We start from the raw sequence: 24755 nt of genomic DNA, 5'->3' as shown, positions 1-24755 counted from the left end.
CGCTCGCGGTCAGGAGTTCGAGAGTGGCAGGGCGGCAGCGGATCGACCGCGTCAGGCGCCAATATAATCAGTGGGTCGCCAACCAGACGTTGGAAGACTACGCGCTCCGTTTCACGGCCAAGAGTGCGCGGCGCTGGTCCGCCGCCCGCGTCGCCAACACGGCGCTGGGCGCGATCTCGTTCCTGGCGCTGGAGGCGATCGGCGGCACGATCACGCTCAACTATGGCGTCACCAACGCCGCCGCCGCGATCCTGGTCGCGAGCGTCATCATCTTCTGCTGCGGCCTGCCGATCGCCTATCACGCGGCCAAATGCGGCATCGACATCGACCTGCTGACGCGCGGCGCCGGCTTCGGCTATATCGGCTCCACGATCACCTCGCTGATCTACGCGTCCTTCACCTTCATCTTCTTCGCGATCGAGGCGGTCATCCTGGCCTCCGCGCTGGAAATGTGCTTCGGCATTCCGCGGCCGATCGGCTATCTCATCAGCGCCGTCGTCATCATCCCGCTGGTCACCTACGGCATCACGCTGATCAGCCGCTTCCAGCTCTGGACGCAGCCGCTATGGGTCGTGCTGCACATCCTTCCCTTCGCCGCGATCGCCTATGCGAGCCCTCACTCCTTTGCCGACTGGCAGCAATTCCCGGGCGAGCACGGCGATCTCACCGGCCATCTCGATCTGGCCTTGTTCGGCACCGCCGCGGCGGTGGTGTTCTCACTGGTGGCCCAGATCGGCGAACAGGTCGACTTCCTGCGCTTTCTGCCGCGCGACCGCCGCACGTCGCGGCGATCCTGGTGGATCGCGCTGTTGTCCGCTGGCCCCGGCTGGATCGTGCTCGGGGCGCTCAAGCTGCTGGCGGGATCGTTCCTGGCGTTCTTCGCACTGAGCCACGGGGTGTCCGCCGACCGCGCGGCCGAGCCGGCCCACATGTATCTGGAGGCGTTCCGCTACGTGCTCGCCCAGCCGGATCTCGCGCTGGCCTTGACCGGCACCTTCGTGATCATCTCGCAGATCAAGATCAACGTCACCAATGCCTATGCCGGCTCGATCGCCTGGTCGAACTTCTTCTCGCGGCTCACGCACAGCCATCCCGGCCGCGTCGTGTGGCTGGTGTTCAACGTCGTGGTCGCGCTGCTCTTGATGGAGATCGGCGTCTACAAGGCGCTGGAGCAGACGCTGGCGCTCTACTCAAACATCGCGATCTCCTGGGTCGGCGCGCTGGTCGCCGATCTCGTCATCAACCGGCCGCTCGGACTGCGCCCGCGGCAGATGGAGTTCAAGCGCGCTCATCTCTACGACATCAATCCGGTCGGGGTTGGCGCGATGACCATTGCCACGATCGTCTCGATCAGCGCCTTCTACGGCCTTTTCGGCCCGACCGGCAAGGCGCTGTCGACCTTCGTGGCGCTCGGTGTCGCCCTCATCACCGCGCCGGCGATCGCCTATCTCACCGACGGCAAATACTATCTCGCCCGCAAGCCGAAGCGGAGCTGGCAGAACATCGAACAGATCCAATGCTGCATCTGTGAGCATCATTTCGAGCCCGAGGACATGGCCTCCTGCCCGGCCTATGCCGGACCGATCTGCTCGCTGTGCTGCTCGCTCGATGCACGCTGCCACGATCTCTGCAAGCCGCACGCGCGGGCGCAAGCGCAGGTCGCCGCGGCGCTCGGCGGCATGCTGCCGCAATCGGTGCTGGCGAAGATCAACTCGCAGTTCGGGCACTATGTCGGCGTCTTCCTGACGTCGGCCGGGCTCGTCGCGCTGACGCTCGGCATGATCTATCTGGAAACGTCAGCGGCACTCCCCGGCTACAAAGGCATCATCTCCGACGTGCTGTGGAAGGTGTTCTTCGCCCTCTCCATCATCATCGGCGTCGTGACCTGGCTGTTCGTACTGGCGCAGCAGAGCCGCCGCGCGGCGGAGGAAGAGACCCGGCGACAGACGCAGTTGCTGATCCATGAAATCGAGGCCCACAAGCGCACCGACGCCGAACTGCAGCGTGCCAAGGAGGTGGCCGAGTCGGCCAACCTAGCGAAAAGCCGCTACGTGGTCGGCCTGAGCCACGAACTGCGCTCGCCCTTGAACGCGATCTCCGGCTATGCGCAGCTGCTCGAGCAGGACGCGAGTCTGGCGCCCAAGCCGCGCGACCAGGTCCGCGTCGTCCGCCGCAGCGCCGACCATCTGTCGGGCCTGATCGACGGCATCCTGGACATCTCAAAGATCGAAGCGGGACGGCTGTATCTGTCGCGCGACGAGGTTCGTCTCAGCGAATTCCTCGATCAACTCGTGGGCATGTTCCGGCTGCAGGCGGCGGCCAAGGGCGTCGATTTCATCTTCAAGCGGCCTGCCGTGCTGCCGCTCGTCGTCTATGCCGATGAGAAGCGGCTGCGCCAGATCCTGATCAACCTGCTGTCCAACGCGATCAAGTTCACCCAGGACGGCAGCGTCCAGTTCGTGGTGCACTACCGCAGCCCTGTGGCCGAATTCGAGGTGATCGACACCGGTCCGGGCATCCAGCCGGACGATCTCGAACGCATCTTCGCACCGTTCGAGCGCGGCGCGCTCGGCGTGGCGCAGCCGCAGACCGGCACCGGACTCGGCCTCACGATCAGCCGTCTGCTCGCCGGGGTCATGGGGGGCGACATCAAGGTCGTGAGCAAGGTCGGCGCCGGCAGCACCTTCAAGGTCAAGATCCTGCTGTCGGAGGTCACCAATCCGACCCGGCATGCGCCGGTGAAGGCACCGGTCGCAGGCTATCTCGGTCCGCGCAAGACGATCCTGATCACCGACGACGATCCCGTGCACCGCGACCTGCTGCGCGAGGTGCTGACGCCGCTCGGCTTCATCCTGCTGAGCGCGCCGGATGGACCGGCCTGCCTCGCGCTGGCGCAGCACTGCCAGCCGGACCTGTTCATCCTCGACATCTCGATGCCCGGCATGGACGGCTGGACCGTGGCCGAGACCTTGCGCAGCAGCGGCCATCACCAGGCGCGCATCCTGATGACCTCGGCGAGCGCACTCGAAGCCCATGGTCGGCCGCTGGCGCAGCCGTTCCACGATAGCTATCTGATGAAGCCGATCGATATTCCCCGCCTGTTGGAGGCCATCCGTCAATTGCTCAAGCTGGAATGGAGCTACCAGACCGACCACCCGGTGGTGCAGCCGCGCTGGCGGCCCGACACCGGATCACGCCCGCCTCTCAAATACGTCGAAGAGCTGATGGGCCTCGGCCAGATCGGCTACATCAGGGCCATTCAGCTCAAGCTCGACGAGATCGGCGGCGCGCATCCGGAGCATGCCGACTTCGTCGCCCAGATGCGCACGCTGATCGACCGCTTCGATCTCGATCAGTACATGGCAACTCTGAAAACCCTGCACGCCTATGAGCACTGACAGCAAGAAGCGCGATGTCGCGCTGGTCGTCGACGACTCGCCGGAGACCCTCAGGCTCCTCACGGACGCGCTGGACGGCGCCGGAATGACCGTCATGGTCGCGCTCGACGGCGCGGCGGCCATGCGCATCGTCGACCAGATCACGCCGGACATCATTCTGCTCGACGCCGTCATGCCCGGCATGGACGGCTTCGAAACCTGCCGCAGGCTCAAGCGCGACGCCGGCCTCTCCAATGTGCCGGTCATCTTCATGACCGGGCTCGCCGACACGGAACACATCGTGCAAGGCCTCGACGCCGGCGGCGTCGACTACGTCACCAAGCCGATCGCGGTCGAGGAGATGCTGGCGCGCATCCGCGTGCATCTCGCCAACGCCAGAATGACACAAAGCGCGCGCGCCGCACTCGACGTCTCCGGCCGCTTTCTGCTCGCGGTCAATCGCGAGGGCCGGCTGATGTGGGCGACCCCGCAGGCCCAACGGCTGCTGTCCGACAGCTTCGGCACAGCCGATGAGCTCGTGCTTCCCGAAGCGCTGCGGCTCTGGCTCGACCAGGTACAGAATGGCAAGGGCGGTGCCAAGGCCGCCGCTTCGCTCCCCGACCATCCGGAGTTGCGCCTGTACTACATGGGCGGCGCCGGCCCGAACGAGTTCCTGCTGCGGCTCGCCAAGGAAGCGTCGGGCGACGTGCCCAAGCAGTTTTCCAGCGAGTTCGGTCTCACCGTGCGCGAAGGCGAGGTGCTGTCCTGGCTGTCGAAGGGCAAGACCAATCGCGACATCGCGCAGATTCTGGGCCTGAGCCCGCGCACCGTCGACAAGCATCTGGAGCAGATCTACGCCAAGCTTGGCGTCGAGAACCGCACGGCAGCGGCCGCGATTGCGACCGGCGTGACGCGACGGGAGAGTTGAGACGGACTGCCAACTCGGAACAAGTGCTGAACACATCCGCCTGTGGTTATGGATCCCCGCGTTCGCGGGGATGACACCGTTGGTGGTGCAGCAGCGTTGCCTCTGAGCAATTACCCATACACGAACGCCGGGTCATCCAGGTCGATCGCAGGGATCTGATCTTTCTCGCTCCAGTAATCCTGGCTGTGCTGCCATTCCGGCTTATCACCTCGCTTCGGCAGCAGGTGCATGTTGCGCATCATGTAGCCGGGATTGAAGTTCTCCGGATCGATCCAGGGCAACAGCGGCATGTTGCGATCTTCGGGGCGCAGCGCAGGCGTCACCCTCTGCACGCCCTTCGCCTTCATGTGCGCGAGCAGCCGGCAGACGAACTCCGCAACCAGATCCGTCCGCAGCGTCCAGCTGGCGCGGAAATAGCCGAACACCCAGGCGAGATTCGGCACGCCGGTGAACATCATGCCGCGATAGGTCACGGTATCGGCGAAATCGAGCGGCCTGCCGTCGATCGTGAACGCGATGTCGCCGAGCACGCAGAGGTCGAAGCCGGTCGCAGTGACGATGATGTCGGCCGGCAGCTCATCGCCCGACTTCAGCTTGATGCCGCCTTCCGTGAAGCGCTCGATCTCGTCGGTGACGACCGAGGCCTTGCCGCTCTTGATGCCCTCGAACAGATCGGCGTCGGGCACGAAGGCGATGCGCTGCCGCCACGGGCGATAGCTCGGCGTAAAATGCTTGGCCGTGTACTCGGGTCCCAGGATCGCGCTGATCTGCCCGATCAGCTCCTTCTTGACCTGGTCCGGCTCGCTCAAGCAGCGCTTGGTGAACCAATCCTGCTCGAACAGGATCTTGCGCCTGACGATCTCGTGGATCCATTCCTCCTTGATCTGCAGCCGACGCAGCTCCTCGGCCAGTTCGATCGCGTTGCGGCCGATGCGGAAATAGGTCGGCGAGCGCTGCAGCATGGTGACATGCGCGCACTTGCCCGCAATCGACGGCAGCAGCGTCGCCGCGGTCGCGCCTGAGCCGATCACGACGACCTGTTTGCCGGTGAGATCGATATCCTCCGGCCACAATTGCGGATGTACGATGCGGCCCTTGAACTTCGCCATATCGGGCCACTCCGGCGTGTAGCCCCTGGAGTGGCGGTAGTAGCCCTGGCACATCCAGAGGAAGTTCGCCGTGATCGTGACCTGCTCCTCGTCCCTGCCCTTCACCGCGTGGACGGTCCAGAGATTGGTCGCGCTCGACCAGTTCGCGGAGAGGATGCGATGGCCGTAGCGGATGTGGCGGCCAAGGTCGTTCTCCTCGATCACCTCGCCCATGTAGTTGAGGATCTCGTCCGCGGTCGCGATCGGCGGCCCGACCCACGGCTTGAAGCTGTAGCCGAACGTGTGCAAATCGCTGTCGGAGCGGATGCCGGGATAGCGGTGCGTGCGCCAGGTGCCGCCGAAGCCGTCCTGGCTCTCCAGAATCACGAAGCGCGTGCCGGGCATCTGCTTCGTCAGCTGATAGGCGCTGCCGATGCCGGAGATGCCGGCGCCGACGATCAGCACGTCGAAATGTTCGGTCGCGTGAGAGGACGCGGCCTCGCGGATGGGCGCGATGACGTTCATGGGAGTCCTTGGGCTTTTGCTCTTGTTGTTCCTCGCCCGACAGGCTGAACCTGATCACGACGATGGTCAACCCGCGATGCGCGGCCGCAACCAAGCCCTGAACGATCTCAATTTCCGCCGAGCGGCATGTCCCATTGCCGCGCCGTCTGCGCGATCCAGTCGCGATACAGCGTCAGCGGCGTGACGCCGGTCATGCCGCCACAGCCATCCGCCAGATTGGGCCCGGTCGACCACGAGATGACGCCGATCAAGACCTGCGCTTGCGCCTGCGTCTCGAAGGCAGGTCCGCCGGAATCGCCGGTGCAGCCGCCGAGCCCGGGCTTGGCGCCTAGCGTCGCCGGATCGACGAGCCGGATCTGCAATGTCCCGGGCTTGCCGGTCGCGACCAGCGACGCGGCGCGCACCACGCCCCCGCTTTTGCCGTCGCCCGGCGTGGCGACGCCGATCCCTGCGACGGTGAAGGCGTTGCCCGCCGCCAATGGCGGCTGCGGCACGCCGAGCGCGACCGGGCTTCGCTCCTTCGCCGGCGCATCCAGCTCGAGCAACGCGACATCGGCCGTGGCGCGATGAGCCTGGATCGACTGGGCGCTGAAGCTGGGATGCACGGCCACCCGCCGCACCGTCTCGAGGACAGGCTTGCGGTCACGATCGTATTCCACGATGCGGTAATCGACGCCCGGCTGCACGCAGTGACCCGCCGTCAGCACCAGCTTCGGGGCGATCAACGCACCGCTGCAGAAATTACCGCGGGACCCGACGATCGTGACCACCGAGCGCCCGATGGCATCGTTTGACGCCGGCGCGTTGCCGACGATGGCAAGGGCCGGCGACGTGACCAGCAGAGTGGCGACAGTGATCGCGGGAAGCAGCTTCATCGCGGCAGCAATAGCTGCTGCCGTCGATATCGCCAAGTGCGGCAACTCGTGTTAGCGATCACTCGGGGATGGAAAAGGATAGGACAGTGATGGTCGAGGCGGTGATCTTTGACTTCGGCGGCGTGATGACGACCTCGCCGTTCGAGGCCTTCGCACGGTTTGAGAAAGAACGCGGCTATCCCGTCGACATCATCCGCAACACCAATGCGGCCAACCATCTCGATAACGCCTGGGCGAAATTCGAGCGCGCCGAGATCGATCTCGACACCTTCGACCGCCTGTTCGCCGAGGAATCGCTGGCGCTGGGCGGCGCCGCAGTCAGCGGGCGAGAGGTGCTGCCGCTGCTGGCCGGCGATCTCCGCCCCGACATGGTCGAGGCGCTGCGCCGCATCAAGGCGGAGTGCAAGACCGGCTGCATCACCAACAATCTGCCGGCCAACGCGATCGGCAGCCATGGCGGCCGCTCGTTCTACGTCGCGGAGGTGATGGCGCTGTTCGATCACGTCATCGAGTCGGCCAAGATCGGCCTGCGCAAGCCGGACCCGCTGATCTACCAGATGATGACCGCGGCGCTCGGCGTCAGCCCCTCGGACTGTGTCTATCTCGACGATCTCGGCGTCAACCTGAAGCCGGCGCGCGAAATGGGGATGACCACAATCAAGGTCGTCACTGCGTCGCAGGCGCTCACCGAGCTGGAGGCGGCGACGGGGCTCTCCTTGCGCTGATCGTCGTTTGCGAGGATTCTCGCAGCGAGGCAACTAATAGTTCGTCTGTTTTGCCCGCTCCGGAAACGCGGCCGCGAGCGCAGCGCCATCGGCCTGCAGCACGCCGCGCTCCGTGATCAGCCCTGTCACCAGCCGCGCCGGCGTCACGTCGAAGCCGTAGTTCGCCACCGCCGAACCCGGCGGCACGATGCGCACCGTTTCAATGCGGCCATCGGCGGTGCGGCCGGTCATGTCGGTGACCTCCAGCGCGCTGCGCTGCTCGATCGGGATCTGCCGTCCTTCGGCGACCGCGAAGTCGATCGTCGGCGACGGCAGCGCGACATAGAACGGCACGCCATTGTCGTGCGCCGCCAGCGCCTTGAGATAGGTGCCGATCTTGTTGCAGACGTCGCCATTGGCGGCGACGCGGTCGGTGCCGACAATGGCGAGATCCACCATGCCGTGCTGCATCAGGTGGCCGCCGGTGTTGTCCGGGATGACCGTATGCGCAACGCCGTGATGACCGAGTTCCCAGGCCGTGAGCGAGGCGCCCTGGTTGCGCGGCCGCGTTTCGTCGACCCAGACATGGATCGGAATGCCGCGATCATGCGCGAGATAGATCGGCGCGGTCGCCGTGCCCCAGTCGACAGTCGCGAGCCAGCCGGCGTTGCAATGCGTCAGCACGTTCACCACTTCGCCCGGCTTCTTGCGCGCGGCGGCCGCCTCGATCAGCGCGAAGCCATGGCCGGCGATGCCCTGATTGATGGTGACATCCTCGCCCGCGATATCGACGGCGCGCGCATAGGCGGCATCACGCCGCTCCGACGGCGCCAGCCGGCGCAGCATCGTGCTCATGGTGTCGAGCGCCCATTTCAAATTGATCGCGGTCGGCCGCGTCGCGATCAGCATCTCATAAGCGCGGTCGATGCCGGGATCGGAGCGGTCGTCGCGCATCGCCAGCGCCATGCCAAAGGCCGCGGTGGCACCGATCAGCGGTGCGCCGCGCACCAGCATGCTGCGGATCGCATCCGCCGCCTCTTCGCAGGTGGTGATTTTCGCCACGACGAATTCATGCGGCAACCGCCGCTGATCGATTGCGCAGACCGACCAGCCGTCGGCGTCGAGCCAGATGCTGCGATAATGCTTGCCGTCGACCTTCATGTCCGCCCCCTCAGCCGCGCAGCACGCGGCCAGCGACCGCGTCGAGCTTCTCCAGGAGCTCGGGATCGCGCGCCTCCGGTGCCGTGATCAAGGCGGTGTCGAGCGCCCGGTCGGAGCCGATCGGGCACGGCTCGTGGTCGCGTGGAAACTCGCGGGCGAGCCGCGCCACCAGCGCTTTTGCCTTGTCGGCGTTGGTCGTGAGCACACGGATGATATCCTGCACCGTCACCGCGTCGTGATCCGGATGCCAGCAGTCGAAGTCCGTCACCATCGCGACCGTCGCGTAACAGATCTCGGCCTCACGCGCGAGCTTGGCCTCGGGCATGTTGGTCATGCCGATCACCGAATAGCCCGATGTCTTGTAGGTCATGCTTTCGGCATAGGTCGAGAATTGCGGCCCCTCCATGCAGAGATAGGTGCCGCCGCGGGCGATTGCGATGCCCTCGGCCTCGGCCGCTGCAGCCAGATGGATGCGCAGCCGCGGCGAGACCGGATGGGCCATCGACACGTGGGCGACGCATCCTCGGCCGAAGAACGAGCTCTCGCGCTTGTAGGTGCGGTCGACGAACTGGTCGACCAGCACGAACGTGCCCGGCGGCAGTTCCTCCTTGAACGAGCCGCAGGCGGACAGCGACACCAGGTCGGTCACCCCTGCCCGCTTCAAGACGTCGATGTTGGCGCGATAGTTGATGTCGGACGGCGACAGCCGGTGCCCCTTGTCGTGGCGCGGCAGGAACACGATCGGCAGCCCGGCGATGGTCCCGCGGCGCAGTGGCGCCGACGGTTCGCCCCATGGGCTCGCGATCACCTCCTCGCGGGCATCTTCCAATCCCGGCAGATCATAGATGCCCGAACCGCCGATAATGCCAAGCACAGCCTTCGTCATGACGTCCCCATCTCCACGGGGAACGACAATGCCAGCTTTGGGGCAAATTGAAAACAGCGTCGCTCGGACCCGGCCTCAGGCCGCTTTCGCGGCCTCGCGCTGCCCGGCCACCAGCCGCTCGAGCGTGGCGACCGATTGGAAGTTTTCCGGGGTGATCAGCTCCTGCGGAATGGTGAAGTCGAACTCCGCCTCGATCGCCAGCATCAGATTGACCATGTCCATGGATGTCAGCCCGACGTCGACGAGCTTCGTATCCGTCGCCACATCGGCGGAGATCGAATTCTGCACGAGAATGTCACGCACCAGCGTGACGATCCGTTTGCTGATATCGGCTTCAAAATCCGCCATGCTCAACTCTCTTCTTCGCAATGCAGGAGGGTCCACCGATGCATCGGCGGGGTCGATCGACGAAGACGTAACGCACTCCGCTGCCGAAAAGGTTACGCGACGCTTCCGTCCCATTGGTGAATTCGTCTTAACGCTAACGCGATGGAGAGACGTGTTGTGGTCGAAGCAACTCGGAATTAACCGCCGCCCCGCGATTCCACGGTGTTTACCCTGAATTTCGTCGACGCATTTGAATCAAATCCATACCCTGCGTTGTAGTTCAGGGCATCGATGCACGCGACGACATGCACGTGCCGATCCCTCGACAAGGCAACATCCGGAGCACAGATCGGCCATGACGTTTCAGGGAACCGCGCTTCGCAATCCGACCTCCGACGACGGCGAAAGCCTGCTGCTCGACCGCAGCTCCCTGTTTGTCCAGCGCACCGCGGCCATTGCCGCCCTGGCCACCGCCGAGGCCGAAGACGTCGACAGCGAGGGCCGTTTCCCCAAAGCCGCGATCGATGCGGCGCGCGAGCACAAGCTGCTCGGCATGCAGATTCCGGTCGAGTTCGGCGGCTTCGGCGCCTCGATCCACGACGTTGCCGACGTCTGCTACGCGCTCGGCCACACCTGCGCGTCCACCGCGATGATCTTTGCCATGCATCAAACCAAGGTCGCATGCATTGTTCGTCATGGCCGCGGCAGCGCCTATATGGAATCCCTGATGCGTCGGATCGCGTCCGAGCAGTTGTTGATGGCATCGTCGACCACCGAAGGACAGAACGGCGGCAACATCCGCGCCAGCGCGGCCGCCGTCGGCCATGACGGCGACCATATCACGCTGCTGCGCGACGCCACCGTCATCTCCTACGGAGCGGAAGCCGATGGGTTGGTGACGATCGCCCGACGCGCGGACGGTGCCGCCGCCTCCGACCAGGTGCTGCTGGCGCTCTCAAAGGACGACTACACGATCAAGCGCACGCAAGGCTGGGAGACACTCGGCATGCGCGGCACCTGCTCGACCGGCTTCGAACTCAGGGTGAACTGCCCGTCGGACCGGATGTTCGCCGAATCCTACGACCGCATCCACGGCCAGACGATGACGCCCTTCGCACATCTGTGCTGGTCGTCGGCCTGGGCGGGCATCGCCGCGGCTGCCGTGCAGCGCGCGCAGCGCTTCCTGCGCAAGGCGGCTCGCGGCGCGGGCGGACAGATGCCACCGGCGGCGGCTCACTACACCGCGGCGAAAATGGCGCTGGCGCGGCTGCGGGCGATGATCGTCACCAACATGGATGCCTTCGCCGCCCACGAATATGACGAGCGGGCGCTGTCCTCGCTCGACTTTCAATCGTCCGTTACGCTTCTCAAGGTCCAGGCCTCCGAGCTCGCCGTCGAGACCGTGATGCATGCGATGCGCGCCTGCGGACTATCCGGCTATCGCAACGACGGCGAGTTCTCGATCGGCCGTCACCTCCGCGATGTGCTGTCGGCGCCGATCATGATCAACAACGATCGCATCCTGACCAACATCGCGACCGCGAACCTGATGAGCGCGGTCCCCGCTTCGCTCTACGAATGATCTCGTCGCTCATAGCCACTGCCTCCTATCAGGATTTTGCCGAATGACGATTCCCGTTCTGCCGCAGTCGCCCGAAATCGCCCCCCAGCCTGTCGACGCCCTGGACCACCTCACCGACACCCTGTTCCACCGCATGGGCGCCGATGGCGTCTACGCACGCACCGCGCTGTATGAAGGCGTCGTGCAGCAGCTCGCCGCGTTGATCACCCGCCACCGCGAGCCGGGCACCGAGGTGATGCGGTTTCCGCCGGTCATGAGTCGGGCGCAGCTGGAGAAATCCGGCTATCTCAAGAGCTTCCCCAATCTGCTCGGCTGCGTCTGCGGCCTGCACGGCAGCGAGCGCGACATTCACGACGCCGTCGCCCGCTTCGACCGCGGCGGCGACTGGACGACGTCGCTGTCGCCGGCCGACCTCGTGCTGTCGCCCGCCGCCTGCTATCCGGTCTATCCGATCGCCGCGAGCCGCGGCGCGCTGCCGGTTGGCGGCCTGCGCTTCGACGTCGCCGCCGATTGCTTCCGCCGCGAGCCGTCGCGCCATCTCGACCGGCTGCAGTCGTTCCGGATGCGCGAATATGTCTGCATCGGCACGCCGGACGACGTCTCCGCGTTCCGCGACCGCTGGATGGTCAAGGCGCAGGCGATCGCCAGGGAGCTCGGCCTGGCGTTCCGCGTCGATCATGCCAGCGATCCGTTCTTCGGCCGCGTCGGCCAGATGAAGGCCGTCAGCCAGAAGCAGCAGGCGCTGAAGTTCGAGCTGCTGGTGCCGTTGCGCTCCGAAGATCAGCCGACGGCCTGCATGAGCTTCAACTATCACCGCGAGCATTTCGGCACGACCTGGGGCATCACGGACGCCGCGGGTGCGCCAGCCCACACGGGATGCGTGGCCTTCGGCATGGATCGCCTTGCCGTCGCGCTGTTCCACACCCACGGCATCGACCTCGCGCGCTGGCCGGCGCGGGTTCGCAACGCGCTGGAGCTTGAACGGCAGGCAGATGCCGTCGGCTGACGCCGCGCCGGCTGCGAGGAGGGATCGGCAGAAATTCTCATGACCGCGCTCAAGCCGCAGATCCGATGCCGGGAGATCGGGGACTCCGATCTGGACTCGGTCGCGGATCTGCTGACGCGCGGCTTTCCTCGCCGGCCGCGCGACTACTGGTCTGAGGGTCTGCAGCGGCAGGCGACGCGGGCAGTCCCTCACGGCTATCCCCGCTACGGCTACCTGCTCGCGCATGACGGCATCGCGGTCGGCGTGTTGCTCCTGATCTACAGCGATCGAGGCCCGCCCTCGCAACCCCAGATCTGGTGCAATCTGTCGAGTTGGTATGTCGAGCCGGCTTTCCGCAACTATGCGACGATGCTGACACGCATGGCGCAGCGGCTGCCGGAGGTGACCTACGTCAACATCAGCGCCGCCCGCCACACCTGGCCGATCATCGAGGCGCAGGGTTTTCGCGCCTATTGCAACGGCTTGTTCTTTTCGGTGCCGGCCGTTTCGTTCGCCGGCCTCGGAGCGCGTGTCGAGCAGGTCGTCGCGGACGCGCAGACCGTGGACGGCGTCCCGCCCTACGAGTCCGATCTGCTGATCCGCCACGCGCGCTATGGCTGCCTGAGCGTCATCGTCAGATCGAAGCGCGGCGACGTTCCCCTGGTGCTGCAGCAGGTCCGCATCCGGCAGGGTCGTATTGCACTGCCGGCCATGCAACTGATCTATTGCCGCGAGATCAACGACTATGTCTCTTGCGCCGGCGCCGTCGGCCGCTTCCTGCTGCGGCGCGGCTGCATGTCGGTCATGATGGATGCCAACGGGCCGGTCGGTGGACTCGTCGGCGTCTATACCGAACGGCGCGGCCGGAAGTACATCAGGGGACCGCAGCCGGCGCGGCTCGGCGATCTCAGCGATACCGAGCTTCCGATCTATGGACCTTGACCTACGCGGCAGCCCTGACAGCATGGGCATAATCCCAGTAGAGTCGGCGCGCCCGGCTGAACACCGGGCCGATCGGCAGCGTCCGGTCGTCGATGCGAATGACCGGCGCCAGCTTGGCGAAGTTGCCGGATGAGAAGATCTCGTCGGCGTTCAGGAAATAGTCGTATCGCAACGTCGTCTCGACCACGCTCACGCCGTCGCCTCTGAGCAGGTCGATCACGCGCTGGCGGGTGATGCCGTTGAGGAAGGTCCCGTTCGGCGCCGGCGTGAAGACGACGCCGTCCTTGACCATGAACACGTTGGCGTTGCCGAACTCGGCGACGTTGCCGAGCAGATCGAGCATCAGGCAATTGTTGAAGCCGCGCGAGGCCGCCTCGATCAGCGCGCGCGAATTGTTCGGATAGAGGCAGGCAGCCTTGGCATCGACCGGCGCGCATTCGGCGGTCGGCCGCCTGAACGGCGACAGCGTGATCGCGTTCCCTGTCGGCTGCGGCATCGGCGCCTCGTAGATGCACAGGCACCAGTTGGTCGTCTCGGGATCGAACAGCACGCCGCCGCCGGCGCCACGCTGCGCCCAGTACATCGGACGGATGTAGAGTTCCGCTTTCGCGCCGAAACGCGCGATGCCTTCCCGTGCAAGCCCCATCCAGGTCTCGACATCGACGACCGGCTTGAGCCGGAAATTGATCGCCGACTGATTGACCCGCGCACAGTGGCGGTCGAGGTCGGGCGTGACGCCTTCGAAGGCACGAGCACCGTCGAACACGGTCGATGCCAGCCAGGTCGCATGGGTCCGGACACCCATGATCGGCGCATTGCCCTCCTGCCATTCCCCATCGAAGAAGGTCCAGGTCTGCGAGTAGCTGACAGGCTTGACGATGTGGGTCATGGCGGCGCTCCCGTTCGACGGCGATCGATCCTGCTCTTCTGGCTTGGAAATTTTAAGGATCTCCTCGCCGCGCGACTGCTCATCATCAATTCACGCTTGGCTGGCACAATGGCCGCTGCCTTGGTTAACCTGGACCCATCATGCCGCTCGACCCTCGCGCTCAGCGCCTGCTCTCGATGGTGGCGACTGCCACCTCGGAAGGACGGGAGCGTCCGAGCCCTGAGCAACGCCGGCAGTCGCTCGCGAAGCTGATGCAGTTCGCGCGCAATGATCTCGGCCCCGCCACGACGCAGGACGGTCATTTTCCGGGACCGGCGGGTCCGCTCCATTTCCGTCTGTATACACCGGCTGGACACGCGGATGATTTCAGCGCGCCCCTGCCCGGCTTCGTCTACTTCCATGGCGGCGGCCTGGTGGCCGGCAGCGTCGAGACCCATGACAAGATCGCAGCGGCGATCGCGGTGGCCTCGGGCTGCCGACTGATCTCGATCGACTACCGTCTGGCGCCCGAGCACAAGTTCCCGGCAGCGATCGAGGATGCGCTGGCCTCCCTTCAGTTTGTCGCCGATCACGCGGTCGCGCTGGGCATCGACCGCAACCGGATCATCGTGGGAGGCGATTCCGCGGGTGCAACGCTCGCCGCCGTCGTCTGCCAACAAAACCGCAGCACGACCGGCGTTCGAATTGCAGCGCAGTGCCTGCTCTGTCCGGTGCTGGACTTCTCGCGGTCGTGGCCATCGCGTGAACTGTTCGCGACCGGCTATCTCATCGATGCAGCCACCTGGCAGGCCGACCTCGCCGATTGCCTGGCGGACGGGACCGATGTCCACGACCCCCGGGTATCGCCGCTGTGCAGCCCTGATCTGTCCGGACTGCCTCCCGCCGTGATCCACACGGCGGAGTTCGATCCCATGCGCGACGAGGGCAATGCCTACGCGAGCCGGCTCACAGAGGCCGGCATCACGGTCGCGCATGTCTGTCACGACGGCATGGTTCATAATTTCCACGCGCTCGGTGCGATCCTGCCGCAGGCCAAGACGGCTCTCGAACTGATCGGACGTCAAATCCAGTCCCTTCTGCACGCCGCGACACCGCGCTAATTCGACCTTCATCGACCACACATCGTTAGGGTTATTTCGTCGTTCTTGTCGCGAATTATGGACCGCTTTACGCCTGCGATCCTACAACAGCACCACTCGCGGATTACGTGCAGCTCGCCTCTTGACCGGAGCGAGCGTGGAGATCGCCGATGCGCAACGAGACGATTGCAATTCACGCCGGCTACGAGCCGGAGGCGACCACCAGAGCCGTTGCCGTTCCGATCTATCAAACCGCCGCCTACGCCTTCGACAGCGCCGATCACGGCGCCGCCTTGTTCAATCTCGAAGTCGAGGGCTACCGCTACAGCCGCATCTCCAATCCGACGACCGCGGTGCTCGAGAAGCGCGTCGCCGAGCTCGAAGGCGGCGTCGGCGCGCTTGCGGTCGGCACCGGCCAGGCCGCGCTTCACTTCGCGTTCGTCAATCTCGCCGACGGCGGCGGCAACATCGTCTCGGTGCCGCAGCTCTATGGCACGACGCACACGCTGCTGGGCCACATCCTGCCGCTGCAGGGCATCACCGGGCGCTTTGCCGACAGTGATCAGGCGGACGCGATCGAGCGTCTCATCGACGAGAACACCAAGGCCGTGTTTGCCGAGACGATCGGCAATCCCGCCGGCAATGTCTGCGATATCGAGGCGCTGGCGAAGGTCGCCCATCGCAACGGCGTGCCGCTGATCGTCGACAACACCGTTGCAACGCCGATCCTGCTGCGGCCCTTCGACTACGGCGCCGACATCGCGGTGCATTCGCTGACCAAGTTCCTCGGCGGCCACGGCACCACGCTGGGCGGCATGCTGGTCGACAGCGGCAATTTCCCCTGGAAGGACCATGCCGACCGTTTCCCCGCCTTCACCCAGCCGGATGCGTCCTATCACGGGATGATCTACACCGACCATTTCGGCCGCAGCGCCTACATCCAGCGCGCGCGCAGCGTCTACCAGCGCACGATGGGCGCGGTGCTGTCGCCGTTCAATGCGTTTCTGCTGCTGCAGGGCATCGAAACCGTCGCGCTGCGCATGGAACGCCACGTCGAGAACGCGCGCAAGGCCGCTGATTTCCTTCGCAACGATCCGCGCGTGGCCTGGGTCAACTACACCGGCTTTCCCGACAGCCCCTATTACCCGCTGGTCCAGAAATATCTCGACGGCCGCGCCTCGTCGCTGTTCACCTTCGGCATCAAAGGTGGCATGGAGGCCGGCAAGGCGTTCTACGACGCGCTGAAGCTCGTCACCCGGCTGGTCAACATCGGCGATGCCAAGTCGCTGGCCTGCCACCCGGCGTCGACCACGCACCGGCAGATGCCGCCGGACGACCAGCGCAAGGCCGGCGTGCTGCCGGAGACGATCCGTCTCTCGATCGGCATCGAGCATATCAGCGACATCATCGAGGACCTCGATCAGGCGCTGGCACAGGCCTGCCCTCGCGCGCGACAGCTGGATGCGGCCGAGTAGAGCCGTCCGTCGATGACCCTGCTGTTCGACCGACATCGCAGGATCGCAAGCCCTGCTCTCGCGCCCGCCGACTTCGACGGACGCACGCGGCGTCCGATCGATCTCACGATCGGTCTCGTCAACAACATGCCCGACAGTGCGCTCAAGGCGACCGACGTGCAGATTGCCCGCCTTCTGCAGCAATCCGCGCCGCGGCACGTCCGCATCCGCCTGCACTGCTTCTCGCTGCCGTCGATCGCGCGCTCGCAGACGGCCAGGAGCCACCTCGCCCAGACCTATACCGACATCGACCGGCTCGACGGCCTCGGCATCGACGGCTTGATCGTGACCGGAGCCGAGCCGATCGCGTCGCGGCTGAGCGACGAGCCCTATTGGCCAGATCTCACCTCCATCATCGACTGGGCGCGGACGAACACGCGCACGACGATCTGGTCCTGTCTCGCGGCCCACGCCGCGGTGCTGTATCTCGACGACATCGAGCGGCAGCGGCTCGCCAGCAAATGTTCCGGCGTCTATGACTGCGTCAAGGTTCGCGACGACTGGCTGACCCAGGGCATCGAGGCGCCGCTCAAGGTGCCGCATTCCCGTCTCAACGCCGTCAACGAGCCACTGCTGGCGGAGCGAGGCTACGACATCCTGACCCGGTCGGACGAGATCGGCGTCGACATCTTCGCGCGTTCGATGCCGAGCCGTTTCGTGTTCTTCCAGGGCCATCCGGAATACGACGCACTATCCCTGCAGCGGGAATACATGCGTGACATCGCGCGGTTCCTTGCCGGCCAGCGCGACGATTTTCCGCGCCTGCCCGAGTCGTATTTCAGCATCGAGACCGAGGCGGTCCTGAATGCCTTCGCGATGCGGGCCAAGACGAGGCGCGACCCGACGATCGCGGCCGAACTTCCCGGACTGACGCTGCGGCCGGATCTTGCGGCAGGTGGCGCCGCCAAGCTGCTTTTCAAGAACTGGATCGGCCACCTCGCCGGGCAGGCAGAATAGCCGCAGCAACGCCCTTCGCGTCATCAGCGCTCCCCGAGAGACGCCAGCGCGGCATTGCCGCCGGCGGCTGCCGTGTTGATCGTCATCGTCTGTTCGGTCGCAAAGCGCGCGAGATAATGCGGACCACCGGCCTTCGGCCCTGTCCCGGACAATCCGCAGCCGCCGAACGGCTGCACCCCGACAACCGCGCCGATCATGTTGCGGTTGACGTAGATGTTGCCGATCGGCAGCTGTCCGACCCGGTCGACCAGCTGGCTGATGCGCGAATGCAGCCCGAAGGTCAGCCCATAGCCGGATGCCGCGATCGCCTGCAGCATGCGTTCGAGATCATCGCCGCGATAGCGCACGACATGCAGGACCGGACCGAACACCTCCTGATCGAGATCCTCAGGCTGCTGCAGTTCGAACACGTGCGGCGCCACGAAGCAGCCTGTGTCCCGCGCCGGCCCTGCGTAGTGCACGCGCGCGCTCTCCTTCATGCGCGCGATGTGCCGATCGAGCCGCGACTTCGCTTCCGCGTCGATCACAGGACCAATGTGTGTCGACGTCTCCCGGGGATCGCCGATCCTCAATTCACGCGCCGCGCCGACGATCATCGCGATGATGTCGTCGGCGACATCATCCTGCAGACACAACAGCCGCAGCGCCGAGCAGCGCTGCCCCGCCGAGCGGAAGGCCGAGGTGACGACGTCGTCGGTGACCTGTTCGGCGAGCGCCGTGGAGTCGACCAGCATCGCATTGATGCCGCCGGTCTCGGCGATCAGCGGCAGGATCGGCCCCGGCCGGTTGGCGAGCGCGATGTTGATCGCGCGCGCCGTATCGTAGGAGCCGGTGAAGACGACGCCCGCGATCGCCGGATGGTTGACGAGGCGCGCGCCGACCGCTCCATCGCCTGGAACGAGGTGCAGAGCCGATGTCGCGATGCCGGCTTCATGCAGAAGGCGCACCGTCTCGGCCGCGACCAGCGGCGTCTGCTCGGCGGGCTTGGCGATGACCGCGTTGCCGGCCATCAGCGCCGCCGCGATCTGTCCGATGAAGATGGCGAGCGGGAAATTCCATGGCGAGATCGCGACGAAGATGCCGCGGGGACGCAGCCGCAACGCGTTCGACTCGCCGGTCGGACCGGGCAGGCCGAGTTCGGCACCGAACAGAGTCTCACCCTCGGCGGCATAATAGCAGCAGAAGTCGACCGCCTCCCGGATCTCGGCGATTGCATCGTCGATGGTCTTGCCGGCCTCGGCCGCGAGCAGATGAATGAAACGCGCCTGGCGTTGCTCGATGATATCAGCCGCGCGCCGCAGCGCCTTGGCGCGCTGCGCCGCGGTCGTCATGCGCCATGATGTGAAGCCGGCGACCGCTGCGGTAACGGCGCGATCGACGACCGCCGCGTCGGCCTCGATCACCGCGCCGGCCATCACGCCGGGATCGAACGGACTGATGACCTGCCGGGACGGCCCGTGCTGAGCCACGCCGTCGATGATCGGCGCGGCTTCCGCTTGCGTCGTCCCCGCCCGCGCAATGTCGGCCCGCAAGGCGGCCAGCGATGCCTGGTGCCCGAGCTCGATGCCCTGCGAATTGCGCCGCGCCGGACCGTAGAGATCGCGCGGGCGGAGAATATGCGGATGGCGCGCCGCGTCCGGCCGGCCGATGATCTCGGCCTCGCTCATCACGAGCTGGTCGATCGGCACGTTCGGATCGGCCGCGACCGAGACGAACGATGAGTTGGCGCCGTTCTCGAGCAGACGGCGAACGAGATAGGCCAGGAGATCGCGATGCTGGCCGACCGGCGCGTAGGTCCGGCATGCGATCTCCGGATGGAGCTCGCGCAAAGTCGCGTACAGCGGATCGCCCATACCATGCAGACGTTGGAACTCATAGCCGCCGGTGCCGCCGGCCTCGTGCACGATATGCGCGACCGTCATCGCATTGTGGGTCGCGAATTGCGGAAAGATGCGGCTGCGCTGCGCCAGCAGCTGCCGCGCACAGGCGAGGTAGTTCAGGTCGGTCATCGCCTTGCGCGTGAACACCGGATAGTCGTCGAGCCCGCGCTCCTGCGCCCGCTTGATCTCGGTGTCCCAATAGGCGCCCTTGACCAGCCGCACCATGAAGCGCCGGTCATGCGCTGCAGCGAGATCGGCAATGAAGGAAATGACCTTTTCGGCGCGCTTCTGATAGGCCTGGATCGCGAGGCCGAAGCCGTCCCAGCCGGCGAGCGCGGGATCGCCGACGACACGTGCGATCACGGCCATCGAGAGATCGAGCCGGTCGGCCTCCTCGGCATCGATCGTGAAGTTCAGGTCATACGACTTGGCCTGCCGCGCTAGCGCGATCACGACCGGCACCAGCTCGCGCAGCACGCGGTCGCGGCTGATCTCCTCGTAACGTGGATGCAGCGCCGACAGCTTGACCGAGATGCCGGGACGCTCCGGCAGCGCCGCATTACCGGCAGCGCGGCCGATCGCATCGATCGCCGCCGCATAGGACTGCCGATAGCGCGCGGCGTCGGCGGCGGTGCGGGCGCCTTCGCCGAGCATATCGAAAGAATAGCGGAACAGCCGGCCACTGCCGGAATTGGCGCGGTCGAGCGCCTGGGCGATGGTCTCGCCGAGCACGAAATGGCTGCCGAGCAGCTTCATCGCCTGCCGCGCCGCCGTGCGCACCGTCGGCAATCCCAACCGGCGCGCAAGACCGGCGACCACGCTTTCCGGCGTCTCGCCCGGCGCGATCACCCGCGCGGCAAGGCCGAGCGCCCAGGCCGACGCCGTGACCAGCGGCGTGTGCGACTTGACCTCGTGGTGGAGAAAGTCGCTGCGGCCGAGCTTGTCCTCGATCAGGCGGTCGGCCGTCTCGTCGCCGGGCACCCGCAGCAGCGCCTCGGCGAGCACCATGAGGGCGAGGCCCTCGTTGGTCGACAGCGAATATTCCTGCAGGAAGTCGTCGATGCCGCCGAACCGCGAGGCCTTGGCGCGGATGCCCTCGATCAGCCGCCGCGCCGTGGTCTTCACCGCCGGCAGGTCGGTCCCATGCTGGGCGCGGAGCAGGCGGTCGGCGATGGCGACGTCGTCCTCGGCGTAAGGCGGCGAGAAGATTGAACCAGGCGAGTGGGCATTGTCCATTCAGCGGCGTGCTCCGAAGCCGTGCCCGCGGTTCCGTCAAACTTTGTGGTCCGTCGCGGCACGTGGTCTGATAGATTGGCGCTATAGTTCCATTGCGCAAGGATTCGATGGCCCGACGCACCGGCAGCGCCGATCTTCCGCTCCATTCCGGGCGCGTCCCGGCCTGGCTCGGCACGCGCATGGCCACGCTCGGCGCCATCGTCACCCAGGCCATCGTGCACCATTACGGCCGCGACGAATTCCTCAGCCGGCTGTCGCATCCGTTCTGGTTCCAGTCGTTCGGCGCCGTGATGGGGATGGACTGGCATTCCTCCGGCATCACCACCAGCGTGATCGGCGCGCTTAAGCGCGGGCTGAAGCCGCTGTCCGGCGAACTCGGCATCTACGTCTGCGGCGGCCGCGGCGAGCATTCGCGCAGGACGCCGGACGAGTTGCGGCTGCTGAGCGACCGGCTCGGCCTCGACGGCGAGGATCTGGTACGAACCAGCAAGCTCGTCGCCAAGGTCGACAGCGCCGCCGTGCAGGACGGCTTCGATCTCTATCTGCACGGCTTCTTCGTCACATCGGACGGCAAATGGACCGTCGTGCAGCAGGGCATGAACGGCGAGGCGCGGCAGGCCCGGCGCTATCACTGGCATTCGCGCGATCTTGCGAGCTTCGTCGACGCCCCGCATAGCGCGATCGACGGCCCTGACCAGGGCGAGATCGTCAATCTCACCGACCGCCGCGCAGCACCGTCGCGCGGCGCCCAGCTCGAGCTGCTGACCGATCTCGGCCCCGACCGCGTCGTCACTGAGTTCGAGCGGCTGAGCACGCCGGAGCCGGCGCAAGCGCTGCTGCCGCATCTGATCATGCCCGATCATCACGACGTCAGGCCGAAGGACGTGTTCGCGCGCCGTCTGCATGGCACGCTCGCCGCTGCCGCCGAGCGCGGCCCGGTCGACTTCCCCGAGCTGCTGCTGACACCGGGCGTCGGCGCCCGCACGGTGCGCTCGCTGGCGATGGTCGCAGAGGTCGTGCATGGCGCGCCCTATCGTTTCACCGATCCGGCGCGGTTCTCGCTGGCGCATGGCGGCAAGGATCGGCATCCTTACCCCGTGCCGATCAAGGTCTATGACGAAACCATCCGCGTGCTCAAATCGGCCGTCGGCCACGCGAAGCTGGGGCGCGACGAGGCGCTGGCGGCGCTGAAGCGGCTCGACGACCAGGCGCGGCGGCTGGAACGCACCGCGACCAGTCCGTCGCTCGACGCCTTCGTCGCGACCGAGCGGGCCGCGTCGCCCGAGCTCGATGGTCGGTCGGTGTTCGGCTGGGAGCGTGATCTCATCCGCCGCACCGGCGAGGCGTAGCGCGATGGCAGCGCGCAGCGCGGGCGTGCTTGCCTTTCGCCGCACGGCCGGCACGCTGGAGGTGCTGCTGGTGCATCCGGGCGGACCGTTCTGGCGCAGCAAGGATCTCGGAGCCTGGTCGATCCCGAAGGGCGAGTTCGGTGCCGGCGAGACGGCCGAGGCGGTGGCGCGGCGCGAATTCGCCGAGGAGCTCGGCAGCGAGCTGACCGCGCCGCTCGTTGCGCTCGGCGAGATCAGGCAGCGCGGCGGCAAGGTGGTCGATGCGTTCGCCGCCGAGATCGATCTCGATGCCGATGCCATCAGCAGCAACGAATTCGAACTCGAATGGCCGCCGCGCAGCGGCCGCATGCAGCGCTTTCCCGAAGTCGACCGCGCCGCCTGGTTCGACCTCGCCGAAGCGAGAGCGCGCATCAATCCGGCGCAGGCCGCGCTGCTCGACCGTCTCGTCGGGATCAGCGGAGGGTGAGCCGTCACCTTCCGCTGTGTCCGCGCCTCAGGCGGCGCGGACGTTGCCGAGGAAGCGCCCGGTCTGGGTCTTGAGCTGATCCGACTGGCTGCCGAGTTGCGACGCCGCGCTCAGCACCTGCGCCGCGGCGGCACCGACCTGGCCGGACGCCTCGCGCACCCCGACGATGTGCTGCATGACGCCCTGGGTGCCCTGCGCCGCCTGCTGCACGCTGCGGGCGATCTCCTTGGTCGCGGCGCCCTGCTCCTCGACCGCGGCTGCGATCGCGTCGGTGATCTGGTTCATCTGGCCGATGGTCGCGCCGATCTCGCGGATCGCGACGACCGTCGAGCCGGTGGCGTCGCGGATCGCCTCGATCTGGCTGGTGATCTCCTCGGTGGCCTTGGCAGTCTGTGCCGACAGCGCCTTGACCTCGTTGGCGACCACCGCGAAGCCCTTGCCGGCCTCGCCGGCCCGCGCCGACTCGATGGTGGCGTTGAGCGCCAGCAGGTTGGTCTGGCCGGCGATGGTCTGGATCAGCGCCATCACCTCGCCGATCTTCTGCGAGGCATGCACCAGCCTGTCGACCATCGCCTCCGTCCGGCTCGCCTGCCCGACCGCATTCTGGGCGATCGAGGCGGACTGCGTGACCTGCTTGGCGATCTCCTGGATCGACGACGACAACTGCTCGGCCGATGCCGACACCATCTGCACGTTCTTGGCGGTCTGCTCGGCGGCGGCCGCCACCTTGGCGCTCTGATCACTGGTGCCCGAGACGATGCTCGACATCGACTGCGCCGAGGTCTGCAATTCGCCGGCGGCGCCCGCCGTGGTCTGGATCACGCCGCCGATCGAGCGTTCGAACTCGTCGGCAATGCGGGCCAGCACGGTGCGGCGCTCCTCGGCGGCCTGCTGCTTGGACTGCTCCTGCGCGGCCCTCATGCGCTCGCTTTCGGCGAGATGATCCTTGAATATCTGCAGGCTGCGCGCCATTCGGCCGATCTCGTTCCTGCGGTCCGTGAACGGCACCTTGATGCCGAGATTGCCCTTGGTCAGTTCGTCCATCACGGCACAGGTGCGGTCGAGCGGTACGACGACGCTGCGTCCGAGCCAGAACGCGACGACCGCGGCGACCAGCAACCCTGCGATGGCGCCGAGGCCGGCCCACAGCGCGCGCTGATAGACGGCGGCATCGATGTCGTCGATATAGACGCCGGCCTGGATCGCCAGCATCTTGTCGCCGCTGCCATAAGCGCCGACATAGGACATCTTCGGCAGCTCGTTACTCCCCCCGGCACGCGGCACCTTGTATTCGACGACGCCGCCGCCGGCGCGCGCCGCGCGCACGATGTCCTGGATCAACAGCTTGCCGGTGGAATCCGTGTAACCCCAGCGGTTGACGTTGATGTATTCCGGTTTGGCGTGGACATAGGTGACCCCGGCGTCGGATGGGCCGGTTCCGTAGACGCCGAGATAGTCGTTGTATTGTCCCCAGCGCATCGCGCCGATCGCGGCGAAGGCCTGCTGGCGGGCCTGATCAGGCGCGATCTTTCCGGCTGTCGCGGCGGCGTCATAATAGCTCAGGATCTTCACCGCGGACTCGACCAGGCCGCGGACCATGGTCTGGCGTTCCTCGAGCACGGTTCCACGCAGCATCATGATCTGCATGGCAGAGACGGCGAACAGCGCAATCGACATCACGGCAATGATCGCCGCCAGACGCTGGTAAACGGTCAGGTGTCGCATTTTCTTGTTCTCGCTGGGTGCAATATACGCACAGTAACATTCGTACATTAATTGTTTGCTATTCTTGCAGCGGCGACCATGAACTAATTAGCTTCCGGCACGCGCGTCCCGCGTGGAGGACATGGCGATCGCTCGACCGGAAGTAGCTGATATCAACCTGCGATGGCAGGTTTGTCATCATCCATCCGACCCGGGGAGCGTGAAGAGCCATGTGCCAGAGACCCATGTGCCCGTGAGGGCCGTGTGTCCATGAGGGCCCTGCGCCCGTGAAAGCGATGAG

General features: G+C 66.1%; 19 protein-coding genes. 11 read left to right on the top strand and 8 right to left on the bottom strand.

Annotated features, from left to right (window positions below):
* Positions 1–23: 23 nt before the first annotated feature.
* Entirely contained in the window at positions 24–3398 is a 3375-nt protein-coding gene (locus ACQR1B_RS31725; protein ID WP_434836758.1) for a hybrid sensor histidine kinase/response regulator, read from the top strand.
* Positions 3388–4305 carry a response regulator gene (locus tag ACQR1B_RS31720; RefSeq protein WP_434836759.1) on the top strand — a complete coding sequence of 306 codons (918 nt, stop codon included), beginning with the start codon at positions 3388–3390 and terminating at the stop codon, positions 4303–4305. Before ACQR1B_RS31725 ends, ACQR1B_RS31720 begins: the two co-directional genes overlap by 11 nt.
* Before the next feature lie 110 nt (positions 4306–4415).
* Here ACQR1B_RS31720 and ACQR1B_RS31715 read toward each other — a convergent pair whose 3' ends face one another.
* Complete coding sequence (locus ACQR1B_RS31715; RefSeq protein ID WP_434836760.1) at positions 4416–5918, bottom strand: flavin-containing monooxygenase; 1503 nt, start codon at positions 5916–5918, stop codon at positions 4416–4418.
* 107 nt (positions 5919–6025) lie between these two features.
* Positions 6026–6793, bottom strand: a complete 768-nt coding sequence (locus tag ACQR1B_RS31710; protein ID WP_434836761.1) for a S1 family peptidase — start codon at positions 6791–6793, stop codon at positions 6026–6028.
* An 89-nt stretch (positions 6794–6882) separates the two neighbouring features.
* On the opposite strand from ACQR1B_RS31710, the gene ACQR1B_RS31705 reads away from it, so the two are divergent.
* Positions 6883–7518 (top strand): HAD-IA family hydrolase, encoded by a 636-nt coding sequence (locus tag ACQR1B_RS31705; RefSeq protein ID WP_434836762.1) that lies wholly within the window; start codon positions 6883–6885, stop codon positions 7516–7518.
* A gap of 33 nt (positions 7519–7551) precedes the next feature.
* On the opposite strand, the gene mtnA is transcribed toward ACQR1B_RS31705, so the two are convergent.
* The 3 genes from mtnA to ACQR1B_RS31690 form a co-directional block, all read right to left on the bottom strand.
* Positions 7552–8658 carry an S-methyl-5-thioribose-1-phosphate isomerase gene (mtnA, locus tag ACQR1B_RS31700; RefSeq protein ID WP_434836763.1) on the bottom strand — a complete coding sequence of 369 codons (1107 nt, stop codon included), beginning with the start codon at positions 8656–8658 and terminating at the stop codon, positions 7552–7554.
* A 10-nt stretch (positions 8659–8668) separates the two neighbouring features.
* Positions 8669–9544, bottom strand: coding sequence for an S-methyl-5'-thioadenosine phosphorylase (locus tag ACQR1B_RS31695; RefSeq protein WP_434836764.1), 876 nt, complete (start codon positions 9542–9544; stop codon positions 8669–8671).
* Between the two features lie 75 nt (positions 9545–9619).
* Entirely contained in the window at positions 9620–9892 is a 273-nt protein-coding gene (locus ACQR1B_RS31690) for a phosphopantetheine-binding protein (protein WP_434836814.1), read from the bottom strand.
* A 334-nt stretch (positions 9893–10226) separates the two neighbouring features.
* Between ACQR1B_RS31690 and ACQR1B_RS31685 the strand changes: the two genes are divergently transcribed.
* The 3 genes from ACQR1B_RS31685 to ACQR1B_RS31675 are packed head-to-tail and all read left to right on the top strand — an operon-like array spanning position 10227 to position 13380.
* A complete protein-coding gene (locus tag ACQR1B_RS31685; RefSeq protein ID WP_434836765.1) occupies positions 10227–11453 on the top strand; it encodes an acyl-CoA dehydrogenase family protein in 1227 nt (408 codons plus the stop codon).
* Positions 11454–11496: 43 nt separating this feature from the next.
* Positions 11497–12459 carry an amino acid--[acyl-carrier-protein] ligase gene (locus tag ACQR1B_RS31680; RefSeq protein ID WP_434836766.1) on the top strand — a complete coding sequence of 321 codons (963 nt, stop codon included), beginning with the start codon at positions 11497–11499 and terminating at the stop codon, positions 12457–12459.
* Between the two features lie 39 nt (positions 12460–12498).
* The gene (locus ACQR1B_RS31675) at positions 12499–13380 is read left to right on the top strand and encodes an acyl-CoA acyltransferase (RefSeq protein ID WP_434836767.1); all 882 of its coding nucleotides are present in this window, start codon (positions 12499–12501) and stop codon (positions 13378–13380) included.
* A gap of 1 nt (position 13381) precedes the next feature.
* Here ACQR1B_RS31675 and ACQR1B_RS31670 read toward each other — a convergent pair whose 3' ends face one another.
* Positions 13382–14269 carry a branched-chain amino acid aminotransferase gene (locus tag ACQR1B_RS31670; protein WP_434836768.1) on the bottom strand — a complete coding sequence of 296 codons (888 nt, stop codon included), beginning with the start codon at positions 14267–14269 and terminating at the stop codon, positions 13382–13384.
* Between the two features lie 140 nt (positions 14270–14409).
* Here ACQR1B_RS31670 and ACQR1B_RS31665 point away from each other — a divergent pair, with 140 nt between their 5' ends.
* From ACQR1B_RS31665 to metA, 3 genes are all read left to right on the top strand, one after another.
* The gene (locus ACQR1B_RS31665; protein ID WP_434836769.1) at positions 14410–15369 is read left to right on the top strand and encodes an alpha/beta hydrolase; all 960 of its coding nucleotides are present in this window, start codon (positions 14410–14412) and stop codon (positions 15367–15369) included.
* A 149-nt stretch (positions 15370–15518) separates the two neighbouring features.
* Positions 15519–16823, top strand: coding sequence for an O-acetylhomoserine aminocarboxypropyltransferase/cysteine synthase family protein (locus ACQR1B_RS31660; protein ID WP_434836770.1), 1305 nt, complete (start codon positions 15519–15521; stop codon positions 16821–16823).
* Positions 16824–16835: 12 nt separating this feature from the next.
* Complete coding sequence (gene metA / locus ACQR1B_RS31655) at positions 16836–17819, top strand: homoserine O-succinyltransferase MetA (protein WP_434836771.1); 984 nt, start codon at positions 16836–16838, stop codon at positions 17817–17819.
* Between the two features lie 23 nt (positions 17820–17842).
* Here the strand turns inward: metA and putA are convergent, their stop codons facing one another.
* Positions 17843–20935 (bottom strand): bifunctional proline dehydrogenase/L-glutamate gamma-semialdehyde dehydrogenase PutA, encoded by a 3093-nt coding sequence (gene putA, locus ACQR1B_RS31650; protein WP_434836772.1) that lies wholly within the window; start codon positions 20933–20935, stop codon positions 17843–17845.
* A 107-nt stretch (positions 20936–21042) separates the two neighbouring features.
* Here putA and ACQR1B_RS31645 point away from each other — a divergent pair, with 107 nt between their 5' ends.
* Entirely contained in the window at positions 21043–22284 is a 1242-nt protein-coding gene (locus ACQR1B_RS31645; protein WP_434836773.1) for a DUF763 domain-containing protein, read from the top strand.
* 4 nt (positions 22285–22288) lie between these two features.
* On the top strand, positions 22289–22750 hold the full coding sequence (locus ACQR1B_RS31640) for an NUDIX domain-containing protein (protein ID WP_434836774.1): 462 nt from the start codon (positions 22289–22291) through the stop codon (positions 22748–22750).
* A gap of 27 nt (positions 22751–22777) precedes the next feature.
* Here ACQR1B_RS31640 and ACQR1B_RS31635 read toward each other — a convergent pair whose 3' ends face one another.
* Complete coding sequence (locus ACQR1B_RS31635) at positions 22778–24475, bottom strand: methyl-accepting chemotaxis protein (protein ID WP_434836775.1); 1698 nt, start codon at positions 24473–24475, stop codon at positions 22778–22780.
* Positions 24476–24755: the final 280 nt, after the last annotated feature.

Origin of the sequence: Bradyrhizobium oligotrophicum, assembly GCF_051168495.1 — a bacterium.
GTDB lineage: Bacteria > Pseudomonadota > Alphaproteobacteria > Rhizobiales > Xanthobacteraceae > Bradyrhizobium > Bradyrhizobium oligotrophicum_A.
Note: the sequence above shows the minus strand (reverse complement) of the source record. Positions and strands in the feature narration are given on the sequence as shown.